A 25,063-nucleotide genomic window follows, 5' to 3' on the forward strand; every position below is an offset into this window, starting at 1 on the left:
GAACAGGGGACAGCCGCACACGTCCGACATGATCCGGTTGGGCATGGGCACAGCTTACGCCCCCGGCGCACACGCGTACGGAACCACACCCCGGCCGAGACCCCCGGACCTGCCCGGCAGCGGCCGGGTCAGGCGTCCTCGTCGTAGAACTCGGTGATGTCCAGCATGGTGCACAGGTCGCGCAGCTCGAACTCGAAGAAGGACTTCCCCTCCGAGAGCCCGAACGACATATGCCCCAGCGCCTCCATGGAGATCACCCCGTACAACCGCGCCCAGCAGCGCAGCATGACGGCGATGGCACCCGGCGGCATGTCGACGCCCTGGTCCTCGCTGAGCGCCCCCAGCTGACGGGCGAGCGCCGGATCCAGCTCGTCCTCCTCGGGGGCGGGGAAGCCCCGCACCCGCCACAGGTCGGAGACCAGGTCGGAGAAGACGGACCCGAAGACCCAGCCCATGGTGCGCTCCGGCTTGGTCTCCTCGCGCCCGAGGCCCGGGGCCCAGGGTCCGAGGATCAGCCCGAACTCATGGGGGTGCTTGATGGCCCAGACGCGCAGCGCCCGGGCGCCGCCGATCAGTCTGCGACCGGGCTCGCCCTCGGGGAGCTGCCCGATGACCCCGCGCATATAGCGGGCCATTTCCGCGAAGATGTCCACCCGCAACTGCAGGATCAGCGCGTCCCGGCTGCTGAAGTAGCGATAGACGGCCGGCGCGGTCATGCCCATCTCACGGGCGATGGCCCGGATGGTCACATTCTCCGGGCCCTCCTGAACCAGGAGCGTCCGGGCGACGTCCTTGATTTCGCGGATGGTCGCGATGCGCAACCGCTCACGCCGTGAGTACGGTGCGACGTGCGCTTCCCCTGGCGACACGCGTCCCCCTCCCTCATACCCCGCCGCTCGGCAACCCGGCGTACACGCACACGATACAGCGCCTCCGTTTAGTGAACAGCGGCAGCGGCAGTACCTCTGCGTCACGACCTGGTGGACGTGTGTTCACCAGGTCCCTCCCCCGATGCGGAATACAGCTTCCGCTTTGCATATGTCATCCCCCGTAAGCCTGATGGACCCTTCTGACCACCACCTTAGTGGGCGGGGTGACAGTGCGTGAGCTTTTCCACAGGACGGGTGCACGCCGAAGGGCCGGGACCGCCCAGCGGCCCCGGCCCTTCGTGAGTTTTCGGCCGCACACCGGCGAGCTGCCGGTTACTTGCCGGTCTCCTTCTCGTAGGCCTTGATGACCTCGTCCGTCGGGCCGTCCATCAGCAGCTCGCCCTTCTCCAGCCACAGCACCCGGTCACAGGTGTCCCGGATGGACTTGTTGTTGTGGCTGACCAGGAAGACCGTTCCGGCGTCCTTGCGCAGCTCCCGGATGCGGGCCTCCGAGCGCTTCTGGAACTTCCGGTCACCGGTGGCCAGGGCCTCGTCGATCATCAGCACATCGTGGTCCTTGGCCGCCGCGATGGAGAACCGCAGCCGCGCCGCCATACCGGAGGAGTACGTCCGCATCGGGAGGGTGATGAAATCACCCTTCTCGTTGATGCCCGAGAAGTCCACGATGTCCTCATACCGCTCGCGGACCTGCTCGCGCGACATCCCCATGGCCAGACCGCCCAGTATGACGTTCCGCTCCCCGGTGAGGTCGTTCATCAGGGCCGCGTTGACGCCGAGCAGCGACGGCTGACCGTCGGTGTAGACGCTGCCCCGCTCGGCGGGCAGCAGCCCCGCCACGGCCTTCAGGAGGGTCGACTTGCCGGAGCCATTGGACCCGATCAGGCCGATGGACTCACCCCGGTAGGCCACGAAGGTGACCCCGCGCACGGCATGCACCTCACGCAGACCGGGAGAACCCTTGCGGCGCATGATGCGGCTCAGCGCGGCGGTGGCGCTGCCACGGCCCTTGGGTCCCCCGTTGACGCGGTAGACGATGTGCACATCGTCCGCGATGACGGTGGGCACCCGCGCCTCGGCGGGCGCGGGCGGCTCGACGGTTTCCAGTGTCTGTTCAGCCACGGCCGTACTGCTCCTCCGCCTTCCAGAAGTACACGAAACCCGCCGCGCCGATCACGACCGCCCAGCCGAGCGCGAAGGCCCAGACGTGGTCCGGCAGGTTCGACGCGCCGTATCCGTCGATCAGCGAGAACCGGATGAGGTCCATGTAGACGGCCGCAGGGTTCCACTGCAGGATATCGGTGACCCAGCCGGGCACGTTCTTCTCCTCCAGCATGTGCGGGATGCTGAACATGACCCCGGACGCGTACATCCACGTCCGCAGCAGGAACGGCATCAGCTGCGCGAGGTCCGGCGTCTTGGCGCCCATCCGGGCGACGATGAGCGAGAGACCGGTGTTGAACACGAACTGCAGCGTCAGCGCCGGGATCACCAGCAGCCACGACCAACCGGGGTAGCTGCCGAAGGACACCATGATGACGACCAGCACGATCATCGAGAACAGCAGCTGCTGGAGCTGCTGGAGCGAGAACGAGATCGGCAGCGAGGCCCTGGGGAAGTGCAGCGCCCTGACCAGACCGAGATTGCCCGAGATCGACCGCACACCCGCGAGGACCGAGTTCTGGGTGAAGGTGAAGACGAAGACACCGGTCACCAGGAACGGAATGAAGACCTCGTGCGACATCCCCCGGCTGGTGCTCAGCAGCAGCCCGAAGATGAGGTAGTACACCAGCGCGTTCAGGAGCGGCGTCGCCACCTGCCACAGCTGCCCCAGCTTGGCCTGGCTGTACTGCGCGGTCAGCTTGGCCTGGGAGAACGCCAGGATGAAGTGGCGGCGGCCCCACATCTGGCGGATGTACGCCCCGAGGCCCACCCGGGCGCCGCTCACCGACAGGCCGTACTTCTTCGCCAGCTCGGCCGGGGACAGGCCGTCGTCGGGTGAGGGCGGAGCACTCACGGCGACCGCACTGTCGTGCGTAGTCTCGCTCACAGTTGACACTTTCGTCTTCAGGGTGCGCTGAGCGGGGCCGCGCCCCGGTCGCGCTCGATGCGTATCTGATACGAGCTTGTCAGATGACAGGAGGCCGGCCCAGTCGGGTCAGGCGCCATACCGTACGCCACTTCATGGGGCGCCGTGGACCGCAAGGGGTCTTCCAGCCTTCGCGGAACCCGCCCAGCCAGGCACGCAGCGCGGTCTTGGAGGGACGCCTGGCCAGCGTGAGCAGCAGCCAGACGCCCAGATACACGGGTACGAGCAGGGCCGGAAGGTTTCGCCGGGCCAGCCAGACCCGGTTGCGCGCGACCATGCGGTGGTAGACCGCGTGGCGGCTCGGCGCGGTGGTCGGGTGGTGCAGCACCATGTCCGACCGGTAGTCGATCATCCATCCCGCGTCCAGCGCCCGCCAGGCCAGATCGGTCTCCTCATGGGCGTAGAAGAAGTCGTCCGGCAACCCTCCGACCTGCTCGAAGACCTCGGTGCGGACCGCGTTGGCACCACCGAGGAAGGTGGTGACCCGCGAGGACCGCATCGGGTCGGCGGCGCGCAGCCGGGGCACGTGGCGGCGCTGGGTGACGCCCGTGTCGGGGTCGGCGATACGGAAGGAGATGATGCCCAGCTCCGGGTCGTCGGCGAACGCCGCACGGCACAGCTCGGCCGTGTCGGTGCCCGGCAGCAGCCCGTCGTCGTCCAGGAACAGCAGCACGTCGACGTCGCGGCCGCCCGGTCCGAACGCCTCGATGCCGACGTTGCGCCCCGCCGGGATGCCCACGTTCTCGGGCAGCTCGACGGTCCGTACGTCCTCGGGGAGCGCCGGAAGCGGTGAGCCGTTGCCCACGACGACCACCTCGACGCGGTCGCCGTCCTGCTTGGCGACCGAGTCGAGCAGCGCGCGCAGCTCTTCGGGGCGGTTGCCCATCGTCAGGACAACCGCTCCGACCTTCATCGTGCCGCCCGTCACTTGAGCCTGCTCGACGCGAGGATGGACACCAGGTGAAGCAGTGTTTGCACCAAAGCGATACCGGCGAGCACGGCCACACCCAGCCGGGTGAAGAAGAGGTCGCCGCGCACCTGGTCCACGACCGCCAGCGCGAGGACGAGCAGCGACGCCTCGATCCCCAGGATCAGCCGGTGGAACTGGAGCGCCGCGGCCGCCTTGCGGGCCAGCGCCATCCCGGACGAGCGCGGCTCGGACGCCGCCTCCTTGACCGGGGGGAGACCGCCCTGGTGCCGGGCGACCCCGACGAGGTCGGTCTCGGCCTTGATCAGGACAGCGCCGAGCGCGGCGAGGGTGCCGAGGAACGCCCACAGCCAGTCGATCCGCCCGGAGCCCCACAGGTCGGCGGCGCGCAGCCCGAAGCCGACGAGTACCGCGGCGTCGCACAGGTAGGCGCCGACCCGGTCCAGGTACACACCGTTCAGCGAGAACTGCTTCTTCCAGCGGGCTATCTCGCCGTCGACGCAGTCCAGCAGCAGGTAGAGCTGGACCATCAGCACGCCGAGCACGGCGCCCGCGATCCCCGGCACCAGCAGTGCCGGGGCCGCGAGGACGCCGAAGACGGTCATCAGATACGTCAGCTGGTTGGGCGTCACCCGGGTGTTCACCAGGTGCCGGTCGCAGCGCAGCGAGATCTCCCGCATGTACAGGCGCCCGGCCCAGTGCTCACCGCTCCGCCGGTCCTTCACCCCCACGGGGTGAACGACCGGGCGGAGTTCAGCCACTGATGGCTTGACTGACTGCTTTGGCATAGTCGGCGTAAGCGTCCCTGATCGCGTCGGAAGAGAGGTCGAGGTGCTCGAGGATCGTGTAGCGCCCGGGGCGGGTCTTCGGCGCGTACTCCACGACCTGGACGAACTCGTCCACGGTGAAGCCGATCTCCTCGGGCAGCACCGGAAGACCGTGCCGGTGCAGCACTTCGGCCATGAACGCCGACTGCTCGTGCTCCCCGCGCAGGTACATCGCGAACGCCCCGCCAAGCCCGCACTGCTCGCCGTGGCTCGCCGCGCGCTTGGGGAACATGAGGTCGAAGGCGTGGTTGATCTCGTGGCAGGCGCCGGACGCCGGACGGGAGTCGCCCGCGACCGACATCGAGATGCCGGTGAGGACCAGGCCCTCGGCCAGCACCTGGAGGAAGCTGTCGTCGCCGACGCCGCCGGGGTGGCGCAGCACGGCCTCGCCCGCCTGGCGTGCCATGGCGGCCGCGAGTCCGTCGATCTGCTCGCCCGTCTCGCGGTTGGACAGCTCCCAGTCCCGGACCGCCGAGATGTTGGAGAGCGCGTCGCCGATGCCGGAGCGGACGAAGCGGACCGGGGCCTCGCGGATCACATCGAGGTCGATGACCACGGCGATCGGGTTCGGCACGCCGTACGAGCCACGGCCCGCGTCGTTGTCGAGGGTCGCGACCGGTGAGCACAGACCGTCGTGCGAGAGGTTCGTGGCGACGGCGACCAGCGGGAGGCCGATGCGCGCCGCGGCGAACTTCGCACAGTCGATGATCTTGCCACCGCCGAGACCCACGACCGCGTCGTAGTGCCCGGACTTCATCCGGTCGGCGAGCTTGATCGCGTCATCGAGGGTGCCGCCGCCCACCTCGTACCAGCTCGCGCCCGGCAGCATCGGGGCCAGCCGCTCGCGCAGCAGGGCCCCGGAGCCGCCGCTGATCGCGACGGCGAGCTTGCCGGAGGACGAGATCCGCTGGTCGGCCAGGACGTCCGCCAGGTCGTCCAGGGCGCCCGCGCGGATGTCGACGACGAGCGGCGAGGGGATGAGCCTCGTCAGTACTGGCACGCGATTTCACGGCCCTTCGCCAGGTCGTCATGGTTGTCGATCTCGACCCACTTGACGTCGCCGATCGGGGCCACGTCGACCTTGAAGCCGCGGTTGACCAGCTCCTGGTAGCCGTCCTCGTAGTAGAGGTCGGGGTCGCGCTCGAAGGTGGTCTTCAGGGCGTCGGCGAGGTCGGCCGCGGCGTCGCCCTCGATGAGGGTGACGCCGATGTACTCGCCGGTCGCCTCGGCCGGGTCCATCAGCTTGGTGATCTTCTGGACGCCCTTGGCGGGGTCCGCGACGACCTTCATCTCCTCGTCGGCGAGCTGCTTCACCGTGTCGAGCGCGAGGATGATCTTCTGGCCGTTGCCCTGCGCGGCGAGCAGGGTCTTCTCGACGGAGACCGGGTGCACGGTGTCGCCGTTGGCGAGGATCACGGTGTGCTTGATCGCGTCACGCGCGCACCACAGGGAGTAGGCGTTGTTCCACTCCTCGGCCTTGTCGTTGTCGATCAGGGTGAGCTTGAGGCCGTACTTCTGCTCCAGGGCCTCCTTGCGCTCGTAGACCGCTTCCTTGCGGTAGCCGACCACGATCGCGACCTCGGTCAGGCCGACCTCCGCGAAGTTGCCGAGGGTGAGGTCGAGGACGGTGGTCTCACCGTCGACCGGCACCAGGGCCTTGGGGAGGGTGTCGGTGTAGGGGCGCAGACGCCGTCCGGCGCCGGCCGCCAGCACGAGGCCGATCATGCGGGTTCTCCTGTTTCGTCGTGGACAGCGGGTGCTCCGGAGGACACCCAGAAGCGGATGCTCTCGATGAGCACCGTCAGCGCGATGACCCCGGCGAGCGCGGTCAGCGCGATGGTGAAACCTTGGGTCGGGCCGCCCTGGCTCCGGCCGAGCGACAGCGCGGCGATGGCCGTGACCACCAGGATCCGCCCCTCGTGCCCGCCTATCGCCCGCACCAGCCAGTGCGGGGGCGCCCCGGTGCCGCCGCGGATGCGGTACACCGTGTCGTAGTGATGGTAGGCGACGGCCGCCACCAGCCCGAAAGCAGCAGGCAACGCTCCGTTTACCTCCGACCGGGCGGCGAGGATGAGGACGGTTCCGTACTCGGCGGCCCGGAAGAGCGGCGGCACCAGCCAGTCGAGCGGGCCCTTGAGGGGCGCGGCCACGGCACGGTCCGCGCACGCCGCGTAGAAGGCGGCCAGCAGGACGAGCTGCCATGAGCCGAAGGCGAACGTGTCCGCGGCAGTGACCATCATGACGGCGCCGCAGAGCGCGAGGCAGGGCGCCAGAAAACGGCTCGGCTTGCGCGGGGCCGCCTTGGCACCCAGCTCCGCCAGCGGGCCCGAGTCCGCGAGGTCGGCGAGGGCCTGGGCGGCCCGGTCGGTGCGCCGCGCCTTGCGGGTGAGCGAGCGCAGCACCCGCCCGGCGGTGGTGTAGCAGGCGGCCAGCGCACAGCCGATGATCAGGACGTAGAGGGTGATCCGGGGCGTGGTGAGCGCGGTCAGCACCGCGATCATCGCCCAGCGCTCGCCGATCGGCAGCACGATCATGCGCCGCACCCAGACCGTCCAGCCGACGCTGTTGAGGCGGTCGGAGAGGGCGGCGGTGGGGCTGGTGTTGTTGGTGGCGTCGTGGTTGGCCTCGTTGAACGAGAAGTCCACGACATGGCGGCAGGTCTGGAGCACCATCGCGCCCAGCGCGAGCGCCCATACGTCGTCGCCATTGGCGTTCGCCGCGCCGAGGGCGAGGCCCGCGTAGTACGCGTACTCCTTGGCGCGGTCGAACGTCGCGTCCAGCCAGGCGCCGAGGGTGGAGTACTGCAGCGAGTAGCGGGCCAGCTGGCCGTCGGTGCAGTCGAGGACGAACGAGGCGATCAGCAGCAGCCCGGCCGCGATGAACCCGGGCCGGGTGCCGGTGGCGGCGCAGCCCGCCGCGATGAGGGCGGTGAGGAGGGAGGCCGTGGTGACCTGATTGGGCGTCAGTCCGCGCCGGGCGCACCAGCGGGCGATGTAGCGGGAGTAGGGGCTGACACAGAAGGTCGTGAAGAAGCCGTCGCGCCCCTTCACGGCGGTGCGCAGCCGCACCTTCTCCTCGTCCACGGCCGAGGTCTGCGCCAGCGCCGTCGCCCGCCGCTCCGCGTCCGCGGGGACGGTGGCGACGAGCACGCCCAGCTCGGGGCGGTGCGGGGCGACGCCTTCGGCGTCGAGGGCGGTGGCGATGTCGTCCACGAGGGAGGGCGTACGGGCTTCCGCCACTTCCTCGGCCGTCGCTTCCTCGGCCCTCGTTTCCTCCGCGCTGGCGATCGTCGCCACCGATCCGGCGGCCACGGGCGCACTCGGCCCGGCGGCGCCGGGGGCCTCCGTGGCGGACGTCACCGCGCGGGTGAGCGCGGCCCGTGCCTCCGGCTGCGCCGTCAGCGCGCCGGGCACGGCGGCCGCGGGGAAGCGGGGGTCGGTCAGCGCCAGCCGCAGGGCGTGGCCGTGACCGACGAAACGGGGATCGACGAGGGCCACCCGCTCACGCGGCGGGACGGCGGCCAGCTCCGTCGCCACCCCGGCCGCGTCGGTCGTCGTGCGCACGTCGAAACCCAGCGACCGCAGGTCGTCCTGGAGAGACGAGCCGGCGACCGGAGCACCGGTGAGAATCGCGGTCGACAGACGAACTCACTCCTTGGCAGCTGACATGTGGCCGCGCCGCTCTGGCACAGGCCTGGAGCCCTCGGAACAGGGGGCATCGCGCATCCCGGTCCCGGGTGGGGCGGGCGGCATGTCGGCAGAGGCTATCGGATCGATGGAAGCAGCCGTTCACCGCGCATTCACCACACGATCGGGGGAACGACCGCTTCCGCGCGCCGCCGATCATCATGGTGGATGGCGTGTCCCCTCGACAAACGGACGCCGCCCTGACCTGTGGATAGGGTGCCGTCATGACGTGGCTGATCACAGGTGGTGCCGGATATATCGGGGCGCATGTCGTGCGGGCGATGGCCCAGGCCGGTGAGCGGGTGGCCGTGCTCGACGACCTCTCCAGCGGAAACCCCGGGCGGCTGCCCGAGGACGTTCCGCTCGTACGCGGCTCCACGCTCGACCGTGAGCTGCTGGACCGTACGTTCGCCGAGCTGAACATCACCGGCGTGGTGCATCTCGCGGCGAAGAAGCAGGTCGGAGAGTCGGTCGAGCAGCCGCTGCGGTACTACCGGGAAAATGTGCACGGACTCACCGTGCTGCTGGAGGCCGTGGCCGACGCCGGGATCGGCAGCTTCCTCTTCTCCTCCTCCGCCGCCGTCTACGGCATGCCTGATGTGGAACTGGTCACCGAGGACACCCCGTGCGTGCCGATGAACCCGTACGGAGAGACCAAGCTCGCCGGAGAATGGCTGGTCAGGGCCGTGGGAGCGGCGCATTCGATCTCGACTGCGTGTCTGCGCTACTTCAATGTGGCGGGTGCCACGCGGCCCGAGCTGTCCGACACCGGAGTGTTCAACATCATCCCGATGATGTTCGAGCGGATCACAGATGGGGAGGCCCCGAGGATCTTCGGTGACGACTATCCGACCCCGGACGGCACCTGTATCCGCGACTACATCCATGTCGAGGACCTGGCCTCCGCCCACCTCGCCGTGGCCCGCCGCCTGGCCGCGTCCCCGGGCGCGGGCGATCTGACGGTGAACATCGGCACCGGCCAGGGCGTCTCGGTGCGCGAGATGGCCGACCTGATCGCCGAGGTCACCGGCCGCCGCGAGCCCGCCCCCGTGGTCGGGCCGCGCCGCCCGGGCGACCCGGCCCGGGTCGTCGGATCGACCGAACTGATCACCAAGGAGCTGGGCTGGAGCGCCCGGCACGGGGTGCGCGCGATGGTCGAGTCGGCCTGGGAGGGCTGGCGTCTCCACCACCCCGAGGCGGGCGAGGAGTAAACGGCTGCGGCCGGTCGGCGGTACGGCCCGCCCGGGCCACGGTCCCCGCGTAGTTCACTGGGTGCGGGGGCCGCGCCGGGCAGGAGGGCCGTACCGACATGGGCGCAGGTCATGACCACCGCACCGCGGGCGCCGGACACCGGTGGCGGTTGCGGCTCGCGCTGGTCATCACCGTCACCGTGATGCTCGTGGAGATCGTCGGCGGACTGCTCGCCGATTCGCTCGCGCTGCTGGCGGACGCCGGGCACATGGCGACGGACGCGCTCGGCCTGGCCATGGCGCTGCTGGCGATCCACTTCGCGGGGCGCCCGCCGAGCCCGCGGCGTACGTACGGCTACGCGCGCGCCGAGATCCTGGCGGCGCTGGCGAACTGTCTGCTGCTGTTCGGCGTCGGCGGCTACATCCTCTGCGAGGCGGTGCTGCGCCTCCTCGACCCCGCCGCCACCCAGGGCCGTCTGGTGATCGTCTACGGGGCGGTCGGGCTGGCCGCGAACCTGGTGTCGCTGGCCCTGCTGCGGGGCGGCCAGCGGGAGAGCCTGAACGTGCGGGGCGCGTTCCTGGAGGTGCTGGCGGACGCCCTCGGGTCGGTCGCGGTGCTGGTGTCGGCCGGGATCATCCTGGCCACGGGGTGGCAGGCGGCGGACCCGATCGCCTCGCTCGGGATCGCGCTCATGATCGTGCCGCGTACGTACGCCCTGCTCCGGGAGACGCTGAACGTGCTCCTGGAGGCGGCGCCCAGGGATGTCGACATGGCCGCGGTGCGCGCCCATATCCTCGCCCTGCCCGGAGTGGAGGGGCTGCACGATCTCCACGTATGGACGATCACCTCCGGAATGCCGGTGCTCTCCGCCCATGTGGTGGTCGATCGGCCGGTGCTCGACGCGGTGAGTCATGAGCGGCTGCTGCACGATCTCCAGGGATGTCTAGGGAAGCATTTCGACGTCACACACTGCACGTTTCAGCTGGAACCGGGTGGACATGCTGATCACGAAGCCCGGCTGTGCCAGTGACACGTGCATGGGTGCGGCAGACTTGGGGGCCAAAGTCGGAACTATGAGGACGGTCATGCCGATCACACCCGCCAGCGGCCCTTCCGCCGAGACCGCCGCGTCCCCCGCGACGAACGGCTCGCCGGAATCGATCATGCTTGAACTGGTCGATGAGGACGGCACCACGATCGGCACCGCGGAGAAGCTGTCCGCGCACCTGGCGCCCGGGCAGCTGCACCGGGCGTTCTCCGTCTTCCTCTTCGACGCGCAGGGACGGCTGCTGCTCCAGCGCCGCGCCCTGGGCAAGTACCACTCCCCCGGCGTGTGGTCGAACACCTGCTGCGGCCATCCGTACCCCGGCGAGCCGCCGTTCGTGGCCGCGTCCCGCCGGACCGGCGAGGAGCTGGGCGTCGCGCCCGCGCTGCTCGGTGAGGCGGGCACGGTCCGCTACAACCATCCGGACCCCGCCTCGGGGCTGGTCGAGCAGGAGTACAACCACCTGTTCGTCGGGCTGCTGAAGGACACGCCTCGGCCGGATCCGCAGGAGATCGGCGAGACCGCCTTCGTCACGGCGGACGAGCTGGCGAAGCTGCACGCGGAGGGCCCGTTCTCGGCCTGGTTCATGACCGTGCTGGACGCGGCCCGGCCGGCGATCCGGGAGCTGACCGGGGCGGCCGCAGGCTGGTGAGCCCTCCGCCCGGGGTGGGTCCTGGGACGGTGTGGTTCAGCGGCAGGGTCGCCCAGACCGCCTTGCCGCCGCTCGCCGTGTGATCGACGTCGTACCGCCCGCCGGACTCCTCCGCGATCGCCCGCACCAGCAGCAGTCCGCGGCCGCCGGTCCGGTCCTGGTCCGTCTCCAGCTCCAGGGGTCTGGGCCGGTACGGATGGTTGTCCTCGACGGCGACCCGCACCCAGCCCCGGCGGATCGACACCTCGACGGCGATCTGCGGGGAGAGCAGCGCCGCGTGCCGCACCGCGTTGGTGACCAGCTCGGAGACGATCAGCAGCAGATTCGGCACCAGATCGCCGTGTCCGGACACCCCCTGATGGATCAGCAGATCCCGCACCGCGTGCCGGGCCTGCGGTACGGAGGTCTCCAGGGCCGGAGCGGTGAACCGCCACACCCCCTCACCGACCGCGCCGACCGCCGGTCCGCGCGGCGGGGCGTGCCCCTGTTCGGCTCTCCCGACGATCTCCATGCCCGACACCCACCCATCGCCACGGCTCGACCTCTCGGGTCGAGTGTTGGGAACGGTCAGGTACGGACCGGCGGAGTTGACGTAACTTCACGCCTATCGACCGCTTTTGCTCGTTGGCGTATGCCAGGGTCACTCGCTCGACTGTTCCTGCCCGCCTGAATGACGTCCCCTGGTGCCTATGGCTTGACCCTCGCCCAGTGCTCCGGCCCCTCCGGCCCCTCCGGCCCGGATACGATCCGCCGCATGGAGCCCTGCCTGCGGCACGACGTCTCGGACGGCATAGCGACCGTCGTCATCCGCAATCCCGCCAAGCGCAACGCGCTGACCCCCGCCATGTGGCGGGCGCTGCCCCCGCTGCTCGACCAGTTCGCGGCCGACCCCGCCGTACGGGCCCTCGTGCTCACCGGCCACGGGGACACCTTCTGCGCGGGCGCCGACATCGGCTCGCTCACCGCGACGTACGAGGAGACGACGGGCCTCGCGCTGCCCGCCGAGGAGGCCCTCGCGGCGTTCCCCAAACCGACGCTGGCCGCGGTGCGCGGCTACTGCGTGGGCGGCGGCTGCCAGTTGGCGGCCGCCTGCGATCTGCGGTTCGCGGAGGAGGGCACGCTCTTCGGGATCACCCCGGCCAAGCTCGGCATCGTCTACTCCCCCGGCTCCACCCGGCGGCTGGTGGAGCTGATCGGCCCGGCCGCCGCCAAGTACCTGCTGTTCTCGGGCGAGCTGATCGACACCGCGCGGGCGCTGCGCACCGGGCTGGTCGACGAGGTGCTGCCGACCGGTGAGCTGGACAAGCGGACCGCGGAGTTCACGCGGGTGCTGGTGTCCCGGTCGCAGCTCACCCAAGCGGCGGCCAAGGAGTTCGCCGCCGGGCCCGCCGACGCGGAGCGGGTCGCGTACTGGCAGGCGCAGGCGGGGGCCAGCGGGGAGGCCGGGGAGGGGATCGCCGCCTTCCTGGAGCGCCGGGCGCCGCGCTTCGGATGGACCCCGCCGGTCGCCTGACGGTCGCCGGAGCCCACCCCGGACCTGGGCTTCCGGACCCGGCTGACAGCGTTTCTTACCAGCCGGTAGCGTGCGGCCCATGACCACTCTTCCCGAGCGCGCCGTACGGCGCTGCCACTCCGTCGTCAATCCGCTGCACTCCTGCGTCTACTTCGCCCCGGACTACGCCAAGGAGCTGGCCGAACTGGGCCTGGAGGAGCGCGGCGCCGTCTACTTCGTGGGCCGTGCGGCGGCGTTCGGCCGGGTGGGCGCGGGGACCGTCACCGCGACCTTCTACAACTTCAAGCACGACCTGGTCGCCCGCCACATCCCGCGCGCCTGGGACGTGGTCTCCCCCGAGGCCGCCCTGGCGGCCCGGCTGCGGGCCGCCGACTCCGTACTGCGGCGGCTGCTCGGGGACGACGCGCTGGCCTCGAAGGAGATGGCCGAGGCGGCCGAGCTGGCGCTGCGCGCCACCGAGGCGTGTTCCCGCTCCGCGCGCCCCCTGTACGCCGCCCACGCCGACCTGCCCGTGCCCGAGGCCCCGCACCTGGCCCTGTGGCACGCCGCCACGCTGCTGCGCGAGCACCGCGGCGACACCCATCTGATGACCCTCGTCGCCGCCGGGCTCGACGGGGTGGAGGCCATGGTCAGCCACGCGGCGACCGGCAAGGGCATGTCCCCGAAGTGGCTTCTGGCGACCCGTGGCTGGTCGGCCGAGGAGCTGGCCGCCGGGCAGGACCGGCTGCGGGCACGCGGGCTGCTGGACGAGGCGGGCGAGCTGACGCAGGCGGGGATCGACCAGCGCGAGTGGCTGGAGGCCGAGACGGACCGCCTGGACGCCGCCCCGTACGAGCACCTGGGCGCGGCCGGGGTGGCCCGGCTGGCGGAGCTGGCCGGGGCGTTCACGACGCAGGCCATGGAGTCGGGCGCCTTCCCGGCGGACCTCCTGGGCAAGGGCTGACGCTTCCCCCGAGGGTCGGGGCGGGTTTGCGGGGAGCGGAGCGGGATACCCGGCTGATGAGTGATCGGCCGCCCTTTCACCGGGCGCCCAACCGCGCGCCGCGCACGCAGGCGAGTGCCCGTGCTCCGCGTACGTGCGGCGCCCGGCGGCGGCTGCCGACCTGCTCCCGACCCTCGTAGGGAGGTCTGAAGTGTTGCGAGCTATCGCCGATGTGCTCCGTGCCATCGGATCCGCCATCGCCACGGTGGTGACGCTTCCGTTCCGTGCCCTTGCCCGGCTGTTCGGCGGGGCCGCCGACACGGCGGGCGGCGCACGCCGCCGCAGGCACGTCTGACCCGTACGCCCCCTTCCGGGCCCCTCCGACACCCGCCGAACACGTCGTCCATGACCGCTTCGTCAGTGCTACCTGCCACAATGCAGAGGCAGTGCAGACCGAAAGCGGAGCGTGATCGTGACGACGACCATCGAAGGCAGGATCGCCGAGGAACTCGGCGTACGGGAACGGCAGGTCAAGGCCGCCGTCGAGCTGCTCGACGGCGGCTCTACCGTGCCGTTCATCGCGCGCTACCGCAAGGAAGCGACGGAAATGCTCGACGACGCGCAGTTGCGCTCCCTGGAGGAGCGGCTGCGCTATCTGCGCGAGCTGGAGGAGCGGCGCACCGCGATCCTCGAATCGGTCAGGTCGCAGGGGAAGCTGGACGAGGCGCTGGAGGCGCAGATCCTCGCCGCCGACTCCAAGGCCCGGCTGGAGGACATCTACCTCCCGTACAAGCCGAAGCGCCGCACGAAGGCGCAGATCGCCCGCGAGGCCGGTCTCGAACCGCTCGCCGACGGGCTGCTCGGCGATCCGACCGTGGAGCCGACGGCCGCCGCCGCCGCGTTCGTGGACGCCGAGAAGGGCGTCGCGGACCCGGCCGCCGCGCTGGAGGGCGCGCGGGCGATCCTCACCGAGCGGTTCGGGGAGGACGCGGACCTCATCGGTGAGCTGCGCGAGCGCATGTGGTCGCGCGGGCGGGCCGCCACCAAGGTGCGGGAGGGCAAGGAGGAGGCGGGCGCCAAGTTCGCCGACTACTTCGACTTCTCCGAGCCCTTCACCGAGCTGCCCTCGCACCGGGTGCTGGCGATGTTCCGCGGTGAGAAGGAAGAGGTCCTGGACCTCGCCCTGGAGCCGGAGGAGCCGTCCGAGGACCCCGGCCCCACCTCGTATGAGCGGTCCATCGCGCACCGCTTCGGCATCGCCGACCGAGGCCGTCCGGCCGACAAGTGGCTGGCCGACACCGTGCGGTGGGCCTGGCGCACCCGTGTCCTGGTCCACCTCGGTATCGATCTGCGGTTGCGGCTGCGGCAGGCCGCCGAGGACGAGGCCGTGCGGGTCTTCGCCGCCAACCTCCGCGATCTGCTGCTCGCCGCCCCGGCGGGCACGCGCGCCACGATGGGTCTCGACCCCGGCTTCCGTACGGGCGTGAAGGTGGCCATCGTCGACGCGACCGGCAAGGTGGCCGCGACCGACACGATCTATCCGCACGTCCCGCGCAACCAGTGGAAGGAGTCGCTGGACCGGCTCGCCAAGCTGGCCCGCGAGCACGACGTCGACCTGATCGCCATCGGCAACGGCACGGCCTCCCGGGAGACCGACAAGCTCGCGGGCGACCTGTGCGACAAGCACCCGGAGCTGAAGCTGACCAAGGTGATGGTCTCCGAGGCGGGCGCCTCCGTGTACTCCGCCTCCGCCTTCGCCTCCCAGGAGCTGCCGGACCTCGACGTCTCGCTGCGCGGTGCGGTGTCGATCGCGCGGCGGCTCCAGGACCCGCTGGCCGAGCTGGTCAAGATCGATCCGAAGTCGATCGGGGTCGGTCAGTACCAGCACGATCTGTCCGAGGTGAAGCTGTCGCGTTCGCTCGACGCGGTCGTCGAGGACTGTGTGAACGGGGTCGGAGTGGACGTCAACACCGCCTCCGCGCCGCTCCTCAGCCGGGTCTCGGGCATCGGCGCCGGGCTCGCGGAGAACATCGTCACCCACCGCGACACCAACGGGCCCTTCCGCAGCCGCAAGGCCCTCAAGGACGTGGCCCGGCTCGGCCCCAAGGCGTACGAGCAGTGCGCGGGCTTCCTCCGCATCCGCGGCGGCGACGACCCGCTGGACGGCTCCAGCGTCCACCCCGAGGCCTACCCGGTGGTGCGCCGCATGATCGCCTCCACGGGTGGCGACGTGACCGCGCTCATCGGCAACACGGCCACGCTGCGGTCGCTTCGGGCGGATGATTTCGTGGACGACGCCTTCGGTCTGCCGACCGTCACCGACATCCTGCGGGAGCTGGAGAAGCCGGGCCGTGACCCGCGCCCCGCCTTCAAGACGGCCACCTTCAAGGAGGGCGTCGAGAAGATCGGCGACCTGGCGTCCGGGATGATCCTGGAGGGCGTCGTCACGAACGTGGCGGCCTTTGGGGCGTTCGTGGATGTCGGGGTGCACCAGGATGGGCTGGTGCACGTCTCCGCGATGTCCAAGACGTTCGTCAAGGATCCGCGGGATGTGGTGAAGCCGGGTGACATCGTGCGGGTGAAGGTCCTCGATGTGGACATTCCGCGTAAGCGGATTTCGCTGACGCTGCGGCTGGATGATGAGGCCACCCCGGCCGGTGGTGGCGGTGGCGGCGGTGGCCGCTCGGAGCAGGGTGGTGGCGGGCGCCGTTCCGCCCCCAAGCCGCGGCAGAGCGGCGGCGGGCGCGGTGGTGGCGGCGGCGGTTCGCGGGGCGGTGGCGGGCGGGATGCCGCGCCTGCCAATGGGGCGATGGCGGATGCGCTGCGGCGTGCCGGGCTGGTGGATCCGAAGCGGCGGTAGCCGTTGCGGGGGCGGGGTGGGTTCTCCCCCACCCCGCCCCTTCCCGAACCGGGGCTCCGCCCCGGACCCCGGTCCTCAAGCGCCGGACGGGCTGGATAAGCCCAGCACCCGAAACCGGTCTCGAGCGCGGAACGGGCTGAACCGCGAGACGCGGGCCCCGGGCGGGGCTGGACGCTGAGGCAGCGCCCCGGACCCGGACCCGGTCCGCAAGCCCCGGGACGACGGGCCTCTCCGACGCGGGCGCGTGCGCGCGACGGGGCAGGTCCGGGTCCCGGGAGGTGGGCTTCGGCGGCCGGGGTCAGGACTCCGTCACGCGGCCCTCGGCTACGTTCAGGCGGCGGGTGGTGTGGACCGCTTCCAGCATGCGGCGGTCGTGGGTGACCAGGAGCAGCGTGCCCTGGTAGGAGGCGAGGGCGGACTCCAGTTGCTCGATCGCGGGCAGGTCGAGGTGGTTGGTGGGCTCGTCCAGGACCAGCAGGTTGACGCCTCGGGCCTGGAGCAGGGCCAGTGCCGCGCGGGTGCGCTCCCCCGGGGAGAGCGTGGACGCCGGGCGCAGTACGTGGGCGGCCTTGAGGCCGAACTTGGCCAGCAGGGTCCGTACGTCCGCGGGCGCCATCTCCGGCGCGGCCGCGCCGAAAGCGTCCAGCAGGGCCTCGGTGCCGAAGAAGAGCGCGCGGGCCTGGTCGACCTCGCCGACCACCACCCCCGGTCCGAGTGACGCATGGCCCTCGTCCAGGGGGAGGCGGCCCAACAGGGCAGCCAGCAAAGTGGACTTGCCTGAGCCGTTCGCCCCGGTCACCGCGATCCGGTCGGCCCAGTCCACCTGGAGGTCGACCGGGCCGAAGTGGAATTCGCCGCGCCGCACCTCGGCCCCGCGCAGGGTCGCCACGACCGCGCCGGAGCGCGGTGCGGCGGCGATCTCCATCTTCAGTTCCCACTCCTTGCGCGGCTCCTCGACCACCTCCATCCGCTCGATCAGCCGGTCGGTCTGGCGCGCCTTGGCGGCCTGCTTCTCGGTGGACTCGACACGGTGGTTCCGGGCGATCTTGTCGCCGTCGGTGGCCTTGCGGCGGGCGTTCTTGACGCCCTTCTCCATCCAGGCGCGCTGGGTACGGGCCCGGGCCTCCAGGGAGGCGCGGGTGTCCGCGTAGTCCTCGTAGCGTTCGCGGGCGTGACGGCGGGCGGTCTCCCGCTCCTCCAGATAGGCGGTGTAGCCGCCGCCGAACAGGTTCACCTGCTGCTGGGCCAGGTCGAGTTCGAGGACCTTGTCGACGGTACGCGCGAGGAATTCGCGGTCGTGGCTGACGAGCACCGTACCGGCGCGCAGTCCGCCGACGAACGTTTCGAGGCGCTGGAGCCCGTCGAGGTCGAGGTCGTTCGTCGGCTCGTCGAGCAGGAAGACGTCGTACCGGCTGAGCAGCAGCGAGGCGAGACCGGCGCGGGCCGCCTGGCCGCCGGAGAGGGCGGTCATGGGGCGGTCGAGCGAGATGTCGAGCCCGAGGGACGCGGCGACCTCGTCGGCGCGTTCGTCGAGGTCGGCGGCGCCGAGCGAGAGCCAGCGCTCCAGGGCGACGGCGTACGCGTCGTCCGCGCCGGGTGCGCCGTCCGCGAGCGCCTGGGTGCTGGCGTCGAGGTCGGCCTGCGCGGCGGCCACGCCGGTGCGGCGGGCCAGGAACGCCCGCACGGTCTCCCCCGCCCGCCGCTCGGGCTCCTGCGGGAGGTGGCCCACGGTGGCGTGCGGCGGGCTGAGCCGGATGGCGCCCTGCTCGGGGTCGGTGAGCCCGGCGAGCAGCCGCAGCAGGGTCGACTTCCCCGCGCCATTGACCCCGACGAGGCCGATGACCTCGCCTGGGGCGACGACGAGGTCGAGCCCGGAGAAGAGGGGGCGGTCACCGTGTCCGGCGGCCAGGTCCTTGGCGACGAGAGTGGCAGTCATCAGACAGTAGATCCTATCCGCCGCCCACCCCTGCGGGCTCGCCCTTTCCCTCGCCCCCTTCCTCCTCGGACCCGCCGTGGATCGGTACCCCGGGCGTCCTAGCGGATCTTCTGCACATGGGTGGTGTCGGTGTCGAGGAGGGTGCCGTCGACGCCGGTCGGCGCGATTTCCGGGACCGGGGTGCCGTGCTGGTCGACAAGGGTGGAGTGGGCCTCGCCGGGGGCGAAGGCGTGGCGTTCTCCCCACTGGCGCAGGGTGAGGACAACGGGGAAGAGATCGCGGCCGGCGTCGGTGAGCACGTATTCCTGGCGGCGGCCCGATGCCGCGGTGCGCTGGGCGAGGAGCCCGTGAGCGGTGAGCTTGCGGAGGCGGTCGGTGAGGATGTTGCGGGCGATGCCGGTGCGCCGCTGGAACTCGGTGAACGATCGCGCCCCGTCCATCGCGTCGCGGATGACGAGAAGGCTCCACCTGTCGCCCACGAGGTCGAGCGTGCGGGCGACGGGGCAGTCGGGGTCGGTCCAGTCGGGGTTCGGGGCGCGCATGGTGGTGCGCGACATGACACCTCCCAATGAGTTGCGGATTGAAACCATCATGCCGTACGGTCAAATTGGTTGCAATCTGCTACTGATTGGAGTTGGGGTCGATGAACGCGTGGCGGCGTTTACTGCTCGCGGTGGTGTGTGGTGTCGCCGTGGCAAGCATCTACGCCGCACAGCCGGTGCTGGAGCCGATGGGACGCGATCTCGGTGTGCCGGGAGAACTCACGGGGTGGATCGTCGCGACCGGCCAGTTCGGCTATCTGGCAGGGCTGGTGCTGCTGGTGCCCCTCGGCGATGTGGTCGACAGGCGCCGACTCATCGCCGCACATCTGGCGCTCACCGCGGCGGGCATGGCCCTGACGGCCTTGGCACCAGCCGCATGGGTGGCGTTCGCGGGGCTCGCGGCGGCCGGAGTGTTCGCGGTCGTGGTGCAGACCACGGTGGCCTACGCCGCGTCGGTCTCGCCGCCAGCCGAACGCGGACGGAACATCGGTGTCGTGACCTCGGGCGTCGTGGTCGGCATCCTGGGCGCGCGGGTCGTCACCGGCACGCTCGCCGACATATGGGGCTGGCGGAGCGTCTACGCCGTGCTCGCCGCGCTGTCACTCGGGCTGGCGGCCCTCGCCCTCGTCGCACTGCCGCCGGAGGAGCGCCCCAACGGGCCTGCGGGGTACGGGCGGGCCGTCGCCGCACTCGGCGGGCTGTTCGGGCAGCGCATCTTCCTGACGCGCGGGCTCATCGCGTTCTTCCTGTTCGCTTCGTTCGGAACCCTGTGGAGCGGACTGTCCCTGCCGCTGGCGGACACGCCATGGCAGTTGAGCGAGAGCCAGATCGGACTGTTCGGCATCGCCGGACTCGCCGGTGCACTCGGCGCGGCGCGCGCGGGACGGTGGGCGGACGCGGGGCGGGCGGCCTCGGTCACCGGTCTCTCGCTCACCCTGCTCATCCTCTCCTGGGCAGCCATCGCCCAGCTGCCGTGGTCGCTGTGGCTCCCCATCGCCGGAATCGTGGTTCTCGACTTCGCTGTCCAGGCCGTGCATGTGAGCAATCAGCACCTGCTCACCGCAGCGCATCCGGATCGCACCAGCAGTGCCATCGGCGGCTACATGGTCTTCTACTCGCTCGGCTCCGCCCTCGGCGCGGCCGCGACCACCGCCGTCTTCACCGCCCACGGCTGGACGGGCTCCAGCCTCCTCGGGGCCGCGTTCGCGGCCTGCGCACTGGCCGTCTGGGCGATCGACAGGCGACTACCCCCGGATAGCGCGAACCTCCGGTCCGAACCGCGCTATGGCGTCATCGGGGCCGTCAGGACCGTGTTTGCCGTGCGGGCCTCCAGGTAGGTGTGGCCTCGGGTTGCTTTCGGGGGGAGGGGGAGGGGGTGGAGGCCGGGTTGGAGGGGGGCGTCGAATACGGGGTGGGTGTGGGGGCGGGAGAGGCGGTCCAGGCGGTGGGCGGACAGGCGGACGCGGCACTCGGACGTGACCTCGATGAGCGCTTCTCCGTTGCGCGCCGCCAGGCGGACCAGGCGGCGGCGGTCCGGGGGGGTGGGGTCGAGGGCCTGTGCCACCTGGGCGACGAGCAGGGGGACGATGGGGGCGAGGCCGGTGATGAAGACGGCGTCGGAACGGGCCTTCGCGAAGGCGTCGCGGACGGCGTCGCGCTCGTCCTGATGGCTCGTCCGGCCGAAGAACACCACGCCGTAGCGGCGGAGTTCGGCGGCGTGGGCTCCCGCCGCGTCGAGGGTGATCTCGGCGCCGATGCCGGTGCGCCGCAGGGCGGCGGCGAGCTTGGCGAGGAGGGCGGCGCGGCGGCCGATGAGGAGGACGCGGCGGTGGGCGGAGAGGTCGTGGGCGTCGGCGGTGAGGAGCAGTCGGCCGAGTTCGGCGCGGTACTGGTCGCCGTGGAAGCGGTAGGGGCCGATGCCGTGGTAGCCGTCGCGTTCGGGGTCGAAGGCCCGGTCGGTCTGCCAGCGGAAGTCCCGCCAGATGATGTCGGGACCGTCCCGTTCGATGACGGCGGTGACCGCGCCGCAGGCGAGCCCTTCGCATTCGGGGCAGCCGTAGATGACGTACCGTCCGCCGTCGAGCGGCGGCTCGGTCTCCAGCAGGAGTCCGCGGACCTGTTCGGCGAAGACGGTGGGGCCGAGGTCGGAGGCGAGCGGGGAGACGGCGTCGAGGTCGGCGAGGCGGGGCAGGAGTGGGGTGCCGTCCACCACGAAGTCCAGGAAATCGCGGTGCGTTTGGTACGCGCCGTCGGACAGGACGCCGCCGGCGCGCATCGCCGGGGCCAGCCCGAATGTGGCGTACTCGGTGGTCATGCCCCAAGTATTCCCGCATCGGGGCAGCAGCACCGCGACTCGCCTAGGGGGTGTCTTGTCGATCAGGCCGGATCAGCGAGCGGCGTCAGGGGGCACCTCCCAGCGGTAGCTGGGGGCGCAGGGGGCACCTCCCAGCGGTAGCTGGGGGAGGCGCGAGGGGGCACCGCCCAGCGGTAGCTGGGGGAGCGACGAGCGCGGGGTCGCGAGGTGCCGCCCGCCGCGGCAGCGGCTGATGTCACAGCGGCGTCGGGAGCCCGGCATGATCGGCAAGACGCCCCCTGCAGCGGGAGGAAAGCGGATGGGGCACAGGGTCCGCCTCTCGCCGGAGCCCCGGGCCGGGATGCGCGGGGCATCGGCAGGGGTCCGGCGAGAAGGCTTCGTCGCACCGGGTGCGGTGGCGACGGGCCCCGTGTGGCGGTGCGGGTGGGCTAGCGGGACGTCGAGGTCTCGGCCTCGGAGGCGTCCTTGGAGGCGGACTCGCCCGTCCCGGCGGCACCGTCGATGTTCTCGGCGGGAGCGGCCGGGCCGATCCGGATCTCGAAGTCGCCGTCGTACTTCTCGTGTCCGGCGATGACGGCCATCTCGACCGCTTCCTCGCCCTTCTCGCCCCGTACGATCAGCGGGTCGCGGCGCAGGTCCTTCAGCAGGGCCCAGCACAATCCGACCATCACCAGGGTGAAGGGCGCCGCCACCAGGATCGTCAGGTTCTGCAATCCGGTGAGCGCGTCGTCACCACCGCCGCCGACGAGGAGCATGACGGCCGCGACGCCGCCCGTGACAACGCCCCAGAAGATGACGACGAAGCGGCTCGGCTCGAAGGAGCCCTTCTGCGAGAGGGTGCCCATCACGATCGAGGCCGCGTCCGCGCCGGAGACGAAGAAGATGCCGACGAGGACCATCACGACGACGCTCATGACGCTGGCGATCGGGTACTGCTCGAGCACACCGAACAGCTGGCCCTCAGGCGTGGTCTCCTTGCCGAGCTTCCCGGCGGCCTGGAGCTTCATCGACGAGCCGCCGAAGATGGCGAACCAGATGAGGCTGACCGAGCTGGGGACCAGGATCACACCGCCGACGAACTGCCGGATGGTGCGGCCACGGCTGATCCGCGCGATGAACATGCCGACGAACGGCGTCCAGGAGATCCACCACGCCCAGTAGAAGACCGTCCAGTCGCTCAGCCAGGTCGCGACGGTGTCGCCACCGGTGGCCTCGGTACGGCCGACCAGCTGCGGCAGGTCACCGACGTAGGAGCCGATGGAGGTCGGGAGCAGGTCGAGGATGATGATCGTGGGACCGGCCACGAACACGAACACGGCCAGGAACAGCGCCAGGACCATGTTGATGTTGGACAGCCACTGGATGCCCTTGGCGACGCCCGAGACGGCGGAGGCGATGAACGCGACCGTCAGGACGGCGATCACGGTGACGAGCAGCCCGGTACCGACGTCGCTCTTCCAGCCCAGCACCTCGACACCGCTGCCGATCTGCAGCGCGCCGAGCCCGAGGGACGCGGCGGAGCCGAAGAGGGTCGCGAAGATCGCGAGGATGTCGATGACGCGGCCGCCCGCGCCATTGGCGTTCTTGCTGCCGATCAGCGGGGTGAAGACCGCGCTGATGGTCTGGCGGCGGCCACGGCGGAAGGTGCTGTAGGCGATGGCGAGGCCCACGACCGCGTAGATCGCCCACGGGTGGAGCGTCCAGTGGAAGAGCGTCGTGGACATGGCGACCTGCATCTTCTCGGCCGCGGTGCCGGGGTCGGTGCCCGGCGGCGGGGTGATGAAGTGCGCCAGCGGCTCACTCACCCCGTAGAACATCAGGCCGATGCCCATGCCCGCGCTGAACATCATCGCGACCCATGAGACGGTCTTGAACTCGGGGTCCTCGCCTTCCTTCCCGAGCGTGATCTTGCCGTAGCGGCTCATCGCCAGCCACAGCGCGAAGATCACAAAGCCGGTGGCGGCGAGGATGAACGCCCAGCCACCGTTGTGGATCAGTCCGGACAGCATGCTGTCCGAGACACTCTCCAGAGTGTCCGTGAACAGGGCTCCCCAGACCACGAACGCGAGCGTGAGCCCGGCGGAGACGCCGAACACGATGCGGTCGGTCTGGGGAGCCGGAGTCGGGTCGGGACTACCGGGAAGGTCTGCCGTGACCGGAGGGTCGTTTCTTACGTCCCCCGAGTCCTTCTGTGTCTCCGTCACGCATAAACCTTTCACTGTGTTTGATTCCACTGGGTTTAATGGAACGAAGATGCGGCTACCCAGTAGTCGGATACGTATGTCAATAGGATCCTTGTTGTGTCAGCACGTGTTCATGCGCTGACCTGCGGTGAGGTGGTACGCTGCCCCGCCGTCCAGCAGGAGCGGCACGAGGGCCCGCAGCGGCTGCCGCAGCGGTACGAGGACATCACCTCCGGCGCCCCGGAGCACCCGGCTCCGTATCCCGTGAAGTCCCAGCTCATCCCGTACGTCGGCGTACTGCGCGGCGCTCAGCCGGTAGCCGCACGGCGGGTCCTGGAGCACCTCGCCCGCCTCGGCCGGGTCGTTGTCGGCGCCGCCGAGGTACACCGGACCCCGGTCGGCGTAGCCGGACAGCCGGGCCGCCGTCGTCGCGGCCTCTATGCGCGGGCGCCGGTCGCGTACGAAGTCGAACGCACCGTCCAGGGCGGCGAGTTGGGAGCCCACCCGGCGCTTGTTGTTGACGGCGGGGTCGGCCTTCTCGGCGTCGGTGAGCGGGTCGACGCGGGTCTCCACGAGCTGCCCGATGGTGTTCTTGACCCCGGCGGTGTTCCGCAGGATGCGCTCCTGGCCGTCGCCCGCAACCTGCTTGACCGGCTCGCCGGTTTCGGGGTCGGTCCAGATGCCGTAGACGCCGGTGGAGTAGCCCGCGTCCTCGGCGTGCGGGCGTACGTACCGGTCCGCGAGGGCGCGCGCCTCGTGGTGGACGGGGGTGGCGGTGTTGAGGTTGCGCGGCCACAGGGCCAGCAGGTCCTTCATGTAGTACGGGACGGTGGCCCCGTACTCGTGCAGGTCGTAGACGGTGTCCGGCCGCCAGTCGCGGATGACGCGCGTCATGGCGCGGGCCTCGGCGGTGGTGAGCGCGATGTGGTCGCGGTTGATGTCCGTGCCATGGGAGTTGCCCCGGGTGTCGGCGGCCCGGCCGTCGGGGTTGGCGGTGGGCACGACCAGGACGTTCGTCCGCTCCAGGAAGCGGCGGGTCTTCCGGTCCTTGGCGTAGGCGAGATCGCGCACAGTGGCCAGACAGGCCTCGCGGCCTGACGGTTCGTCACCGTGCTGGGAGCAGATGAGCAGCAGGGAGTTGCCGCGCGCGGCCCGGGCCGGGTCGGCGGGCGCCCCGGGGGCGCCGATCCGCACCAGGTTGAGGGGGCGGCCCTGCGCGGTGGTGCCGATGGTGTCGACGGCGACGCGCGCGCTCGCCCGGTCGACGGCCGCGAGGAAGTCCGCCTCCTCGGCCTGGGTCGTCCAGCGGGCGCCCTGGCTGGTCTCGAAGCCGGTGCGCGGCGCTCCGGGCTCGGCCCGCGCGGGCGCGGCCAGCAGCGAGCCGGTGAGCAGCGCGCCGAGCGCGCCGCAGGTCACGGCGGTGCGGATGAGGGGGACGGGTGAGAACACGGTGCGGACCTCCAGGGATCGCGGTGTGGTGCGGACGCC

Annotated in this window: 22 protein-coding genes; 8 read left to right on the forward strand and 14 right to left on the reverse strand. The window is 71.0% G+C overall.

Annotated features, from left to right (window positions below; genetic code table 11):
- Positions 1 to 128 precede the first annotated feature (128 nt).
- The 8 genes from ACWC5C_RS23500 to ACWC5C_RS23535 form a co-directional block, all read right to left on the reverse strand.
- Positions 129 to 869, reverse strand: a complete 741-nt coding sequence (locus tag ACWC5C_RS23500; protein ID WP_450878170.1) for a TetR/AcrR family transcriptional regulator — start codon at positions 867 to 869, stop codon at positions 129 to 131.
- Between the two features lie 333 nt (positions 870 to 1,202).
- Complete coding sequence (locus tag ACWC5C_RS23505) at positions 1,203 to 2,009, reverse strand: ABC transporter ATP-binding protein (RefSeq protein WP_450878172.1); 807 nt, start codon at positions 2,007 to 2,009, stop codon at positions 1,203 to 1,205.
- Positions 2,002 to 2,937 (reverse strand): ABC transporter permease, encoded by a 936-nt coding sequence (locus ACWC5C_RS23510; protein ID WP_385442593.1) that lies wholly within the window; start codon positions 2,935 to 2,937, stop codon positions 2,002 to 2,004. The genes ACWC5C_RS23505 and ACWC5C_RS23510 overlap by 8 nt, the downstream gene beginning before the upstream one ends.
- A 79-nt stretch (positions 2,938 to 3,016) precedes the next feature.
- The gene (locus ACWC5C_RS23515) at positions 3,017 to 3,889 is read right to left on the reverse strand and encodes a glycosyltransferase family 2 protein (protein WP_450878297.1); all 873 of its coding nucleotides are present in this window, start codon (positions 3,887 to 3,889) and stop codon (positions 3,017 to 3,019) included.
- 11 nt (positions 3,890 to 3,900) lie between these two features.
- Positions 3,901 to 4,692, reverse strand: coding sequence for a CDP-alcohol phosphatidyltransferase family protein (locus ACWC5C_RS23520; RefSeq protein WP_450878174.1), 792 nt, complete (start codon positions 4,690 to 4,692; stop codon positions 3,901 to 3,903).
- Positions 4,658 to 5,731 carry an iron-containing alcohol dehydrogenase family protein gene (locus ACWC5C_RS23525; RefSeq protein ID WP_450878176.1) on the reverse strand — a complete coding sequence of 358 codons (1,074 nt, stop codon included), beginning with the start codon at positions 5,729 to 5,731 and terminating at the stop codon, positions 4,658 to 4,660. Before ACWC5C_RS23525 ends, ACWC5C_RS23520 begins: the two co-directional genes overlap by 35 nt.
- Positions 5,719 to 6,456, reverse strand: coding sequence for a phosphocholine cytidylyltransferase family protein (locus ACWC5C_RS23530; protein WP_361479031.1), 738 nt, complete (start codon positions 6,454 to 6,456; stop codon positions 5,719 to 5,721). Before ACWC5C_RS23530 ends, ACWC5C_RS23525 begins: the two co-directional genes overlap by 13 nt.
- Entirely contained in the window at positions 6,453 to 8,372 is a 1,920-nt protein-coding gene (locus ACWC5C_RS23535; protein ID WP_450878299.1) for a DUF5941 domain-containing protein, read from the reverse strand. The genes ACWC5C_RS23530 and ACWC5C_RS23535 overlap by 4 nt, the downstream gene beginning before the upstream one ends.
- 269 nt (positions 8,373 to 8,641) lie before the next feature.
- Here ACWC5C_RS23535 and galE point away from each other — a divergent pair, with 269 nt between their 5' ends.
- The 3 genes from galE (at position 8,642) to idi (ending at position 11,305) form a co-directional block, all read left to right on the forward strand.
- Positions 8,642 to 9,628, forward strand: a complete 987-nt coding sequence (gene galE / locus ACWC5C_RS23540) for a UDP-glucose 4-epimerase GalE (RefSeq protein ID WP_450878179.1) — start codon at positions 8,642 to 8,644, stop codon at positions 9,626 to 9,628.
- Positions 9,629 to 9,726: 98 nt separating this feature from the next.
- Positions 9,727 to 10,638: a cation diffusion facilitator family transporter gene (locus ACWC5C_RS23545; RefSeq protein WP_450878181.1), complete on the forward strand. Its 912-nt coding sequence runs from the start codon at positions 9,727 to 9,729 to the stop codon at positions 10,636 to 10,638.
- 55 nt (positions 10,639 to 10,693) lie between these two features.
- On the forward strand, positions 10,694 to 11,305 hold the full coding sequence (gene idi, locus ACWC5C_RS23550; RefSeq protein WP_450878183.1) for an isopentenyl-diphosphate Delta-isomerase: 612 nt from the start codon (positions 10,694 to 10,696) through the stop codon (positions 11,303 to 11,305).
- Here the strand turns inward: idi and ACWC5C_RS23555 are convergent.
- Positions 11,238 to 11,816 (reverse strand): ATP-binding protein, encoded by a 579-nt coding sequence (locus ACWC5C_RS23555; RefSeq protein ID WP_450878185.1) that lies wholly within the window; start codon positions 11,814 to 11,816, stop codon positions 11,238 to 11,240. The genes idi and ACWC5C_RS23555 overlap by 68 nt on opposite strands.
- A gap of 243 nt (positions 11,817 to 12,059) precedes the next feature.
- On the opposite strand from ACWC5C_RS23555, the gene ACWC5C_RS23560 reads away from it, so the two are divergent.
- The 4 genes from ACWC5C_RS23560 (at position 12,060) to ACWC5C_RS23575 (ending at position 16,600) form a co-directional block, all read left to right on the forward strand.
- Entirely contained in the window at positions 12,060 to 12,818 is a 759-nt protein-coding gene (locus ACWC5C_RS23560; protein ID WP_385442579.1) for an enoyl-CoA hydratase/isomerase family protein, read from the forward strand.
- Between the two features lie 79 nt (positions 12,819 to 12,897).
- Positions 12,898 to 13,761 (forward strand): SCO6745 family protein, encoded by an 864-nt coding sequence (locus ACWC5C_RS23565; protein ID WP_385442576.1) that lies wholly within the window; start codon positions 12,898 to 12,900, stop codon positions 13,759 to 13,761.
- Positions 13,762 to 13,951: 190 nt separating this feature from the next.
- On the forward strand, positions 13,952 to 14,095 hold the full coding sequence (locus ACWC5C_RS23570) for an LPFR motif small protein (RefSeq protein WP_450878188.1): 144 nt from the start codon (positions 13,952 to 13,954) through the stop codon (positions 14,093 to 14,095).
- 117 nt (positions 14,096 to 14,212) lie between these two features.
- Complete coding sequence (locus tag ACWC5C_RS23575; RefSeq protein ID WP_450878190.1) at positions 14,213 to 16,600, forward strand: Tex family protein; 2,388 nt, start codon at positions 14,213 to 14,215, stop codon at positions 16,598 to 16,600.
- Between the two features lie 298 nt (positions 16,601 to 16,898).
- Here the strand turns inward: ACWC5C_RS23575 and ACWC5C_RS23580 are convergent, their stop codons facing one another.
- Complete coding sequence (locus ACWC5C_RS23580) at positions 16,899 to 18,536, reverse strand: ABC-F family ATP-binding cassette domain-containing protein (RefSeq protein WP_450878192.1); 1,638 nt, start codon at positions 18,534 to 18,536, stop codon at positions 16,899 to 16,901.
- A 98-nt stretch (positions 18,537 to 18,634) separates the two neighbouring features.
- Positions 18,635 to 19,093 carry a winged helix-turn-helix transcriptional regulator gene (locus ACWC5C_RS23585; RefSeq protein ID WP_450878194.1) on the reverse strand — a complete coding sequence of 153 codons (459 nt, stop codon included), beginning with the start codon at positions 19,091 to 19,093 and terminating at the stop codon, positions 18,635 to 18,637.
- Between the two features lie 86 nt (positions 19,094 to 19,179).
- Here ACWC5C_RS23585 and ACWC5C_RS23590 point away from each other — a divergent pair, with 86 nt between their 5' ends.
- Positions 19,180 to 20,415: an MFS transporter gene (locus ACWC5C_RS23590; protein ID WP_450878196.1), complete on the forward strand. Its 1,236-nt coding sequence runs from the start codon at positions 19,180 to 19,182 to the stop codon at positions 20,413 to 20,415.
- On the opposite strand, the gene ACWC5C_RS23595 is transcribed toward ACWC5C_RS23590, so the two are convergent.
- From ACWC5C_RS23595 to ACWC5C_RS23605, 3 genes are all read right to left on the reverse strand, one after another.
- Positions 20,361 to 21,392 (reverse strand): oxidoreductase, encoded by a 1,032-nt coding sequence (locus ACWC5C_RS23595; protein ID WP_450878198.1) that lies wholly within the window; start codon positions 21,390 to 21,392, stop codon positions 20,361 to 20,363. The two genes, ACWC5C_RS23590 and ACWC5C_RS23595, sit on opposite strands and share 55 nt — an antisense overlap.
- A gap of 428 nt (positions 21,393 to 21,820) precedes the next feature.
- Entirely contained in the window at positions 21,821 to 23,596 is a 1,776-nt protein-coding gene (locus ACWC5C_RS23600) for a BCCT family transporter (protein ID WP_450878200.1), read from the reverse strand.
- 99 nt (positions 23,597 to 23,695) lie between these two features.
- Complete coding sequence (locus tag ACWC5C_RS23605; RefSeq protein ID WP_450878202.1) at positions 23,696 to 25,024, reverse strand: M14 family metallopeptidase; 1,329 nt, start codon at positions 25,022 to 25,024, stop codon at positions 23,696 to 23,698.
- Positions 25,025 to 25,063 lie beyond the last annotated feature (39 nt).

This window comes from Streptomyces sp. NPDC001700 (assembly GCF_053596435.1).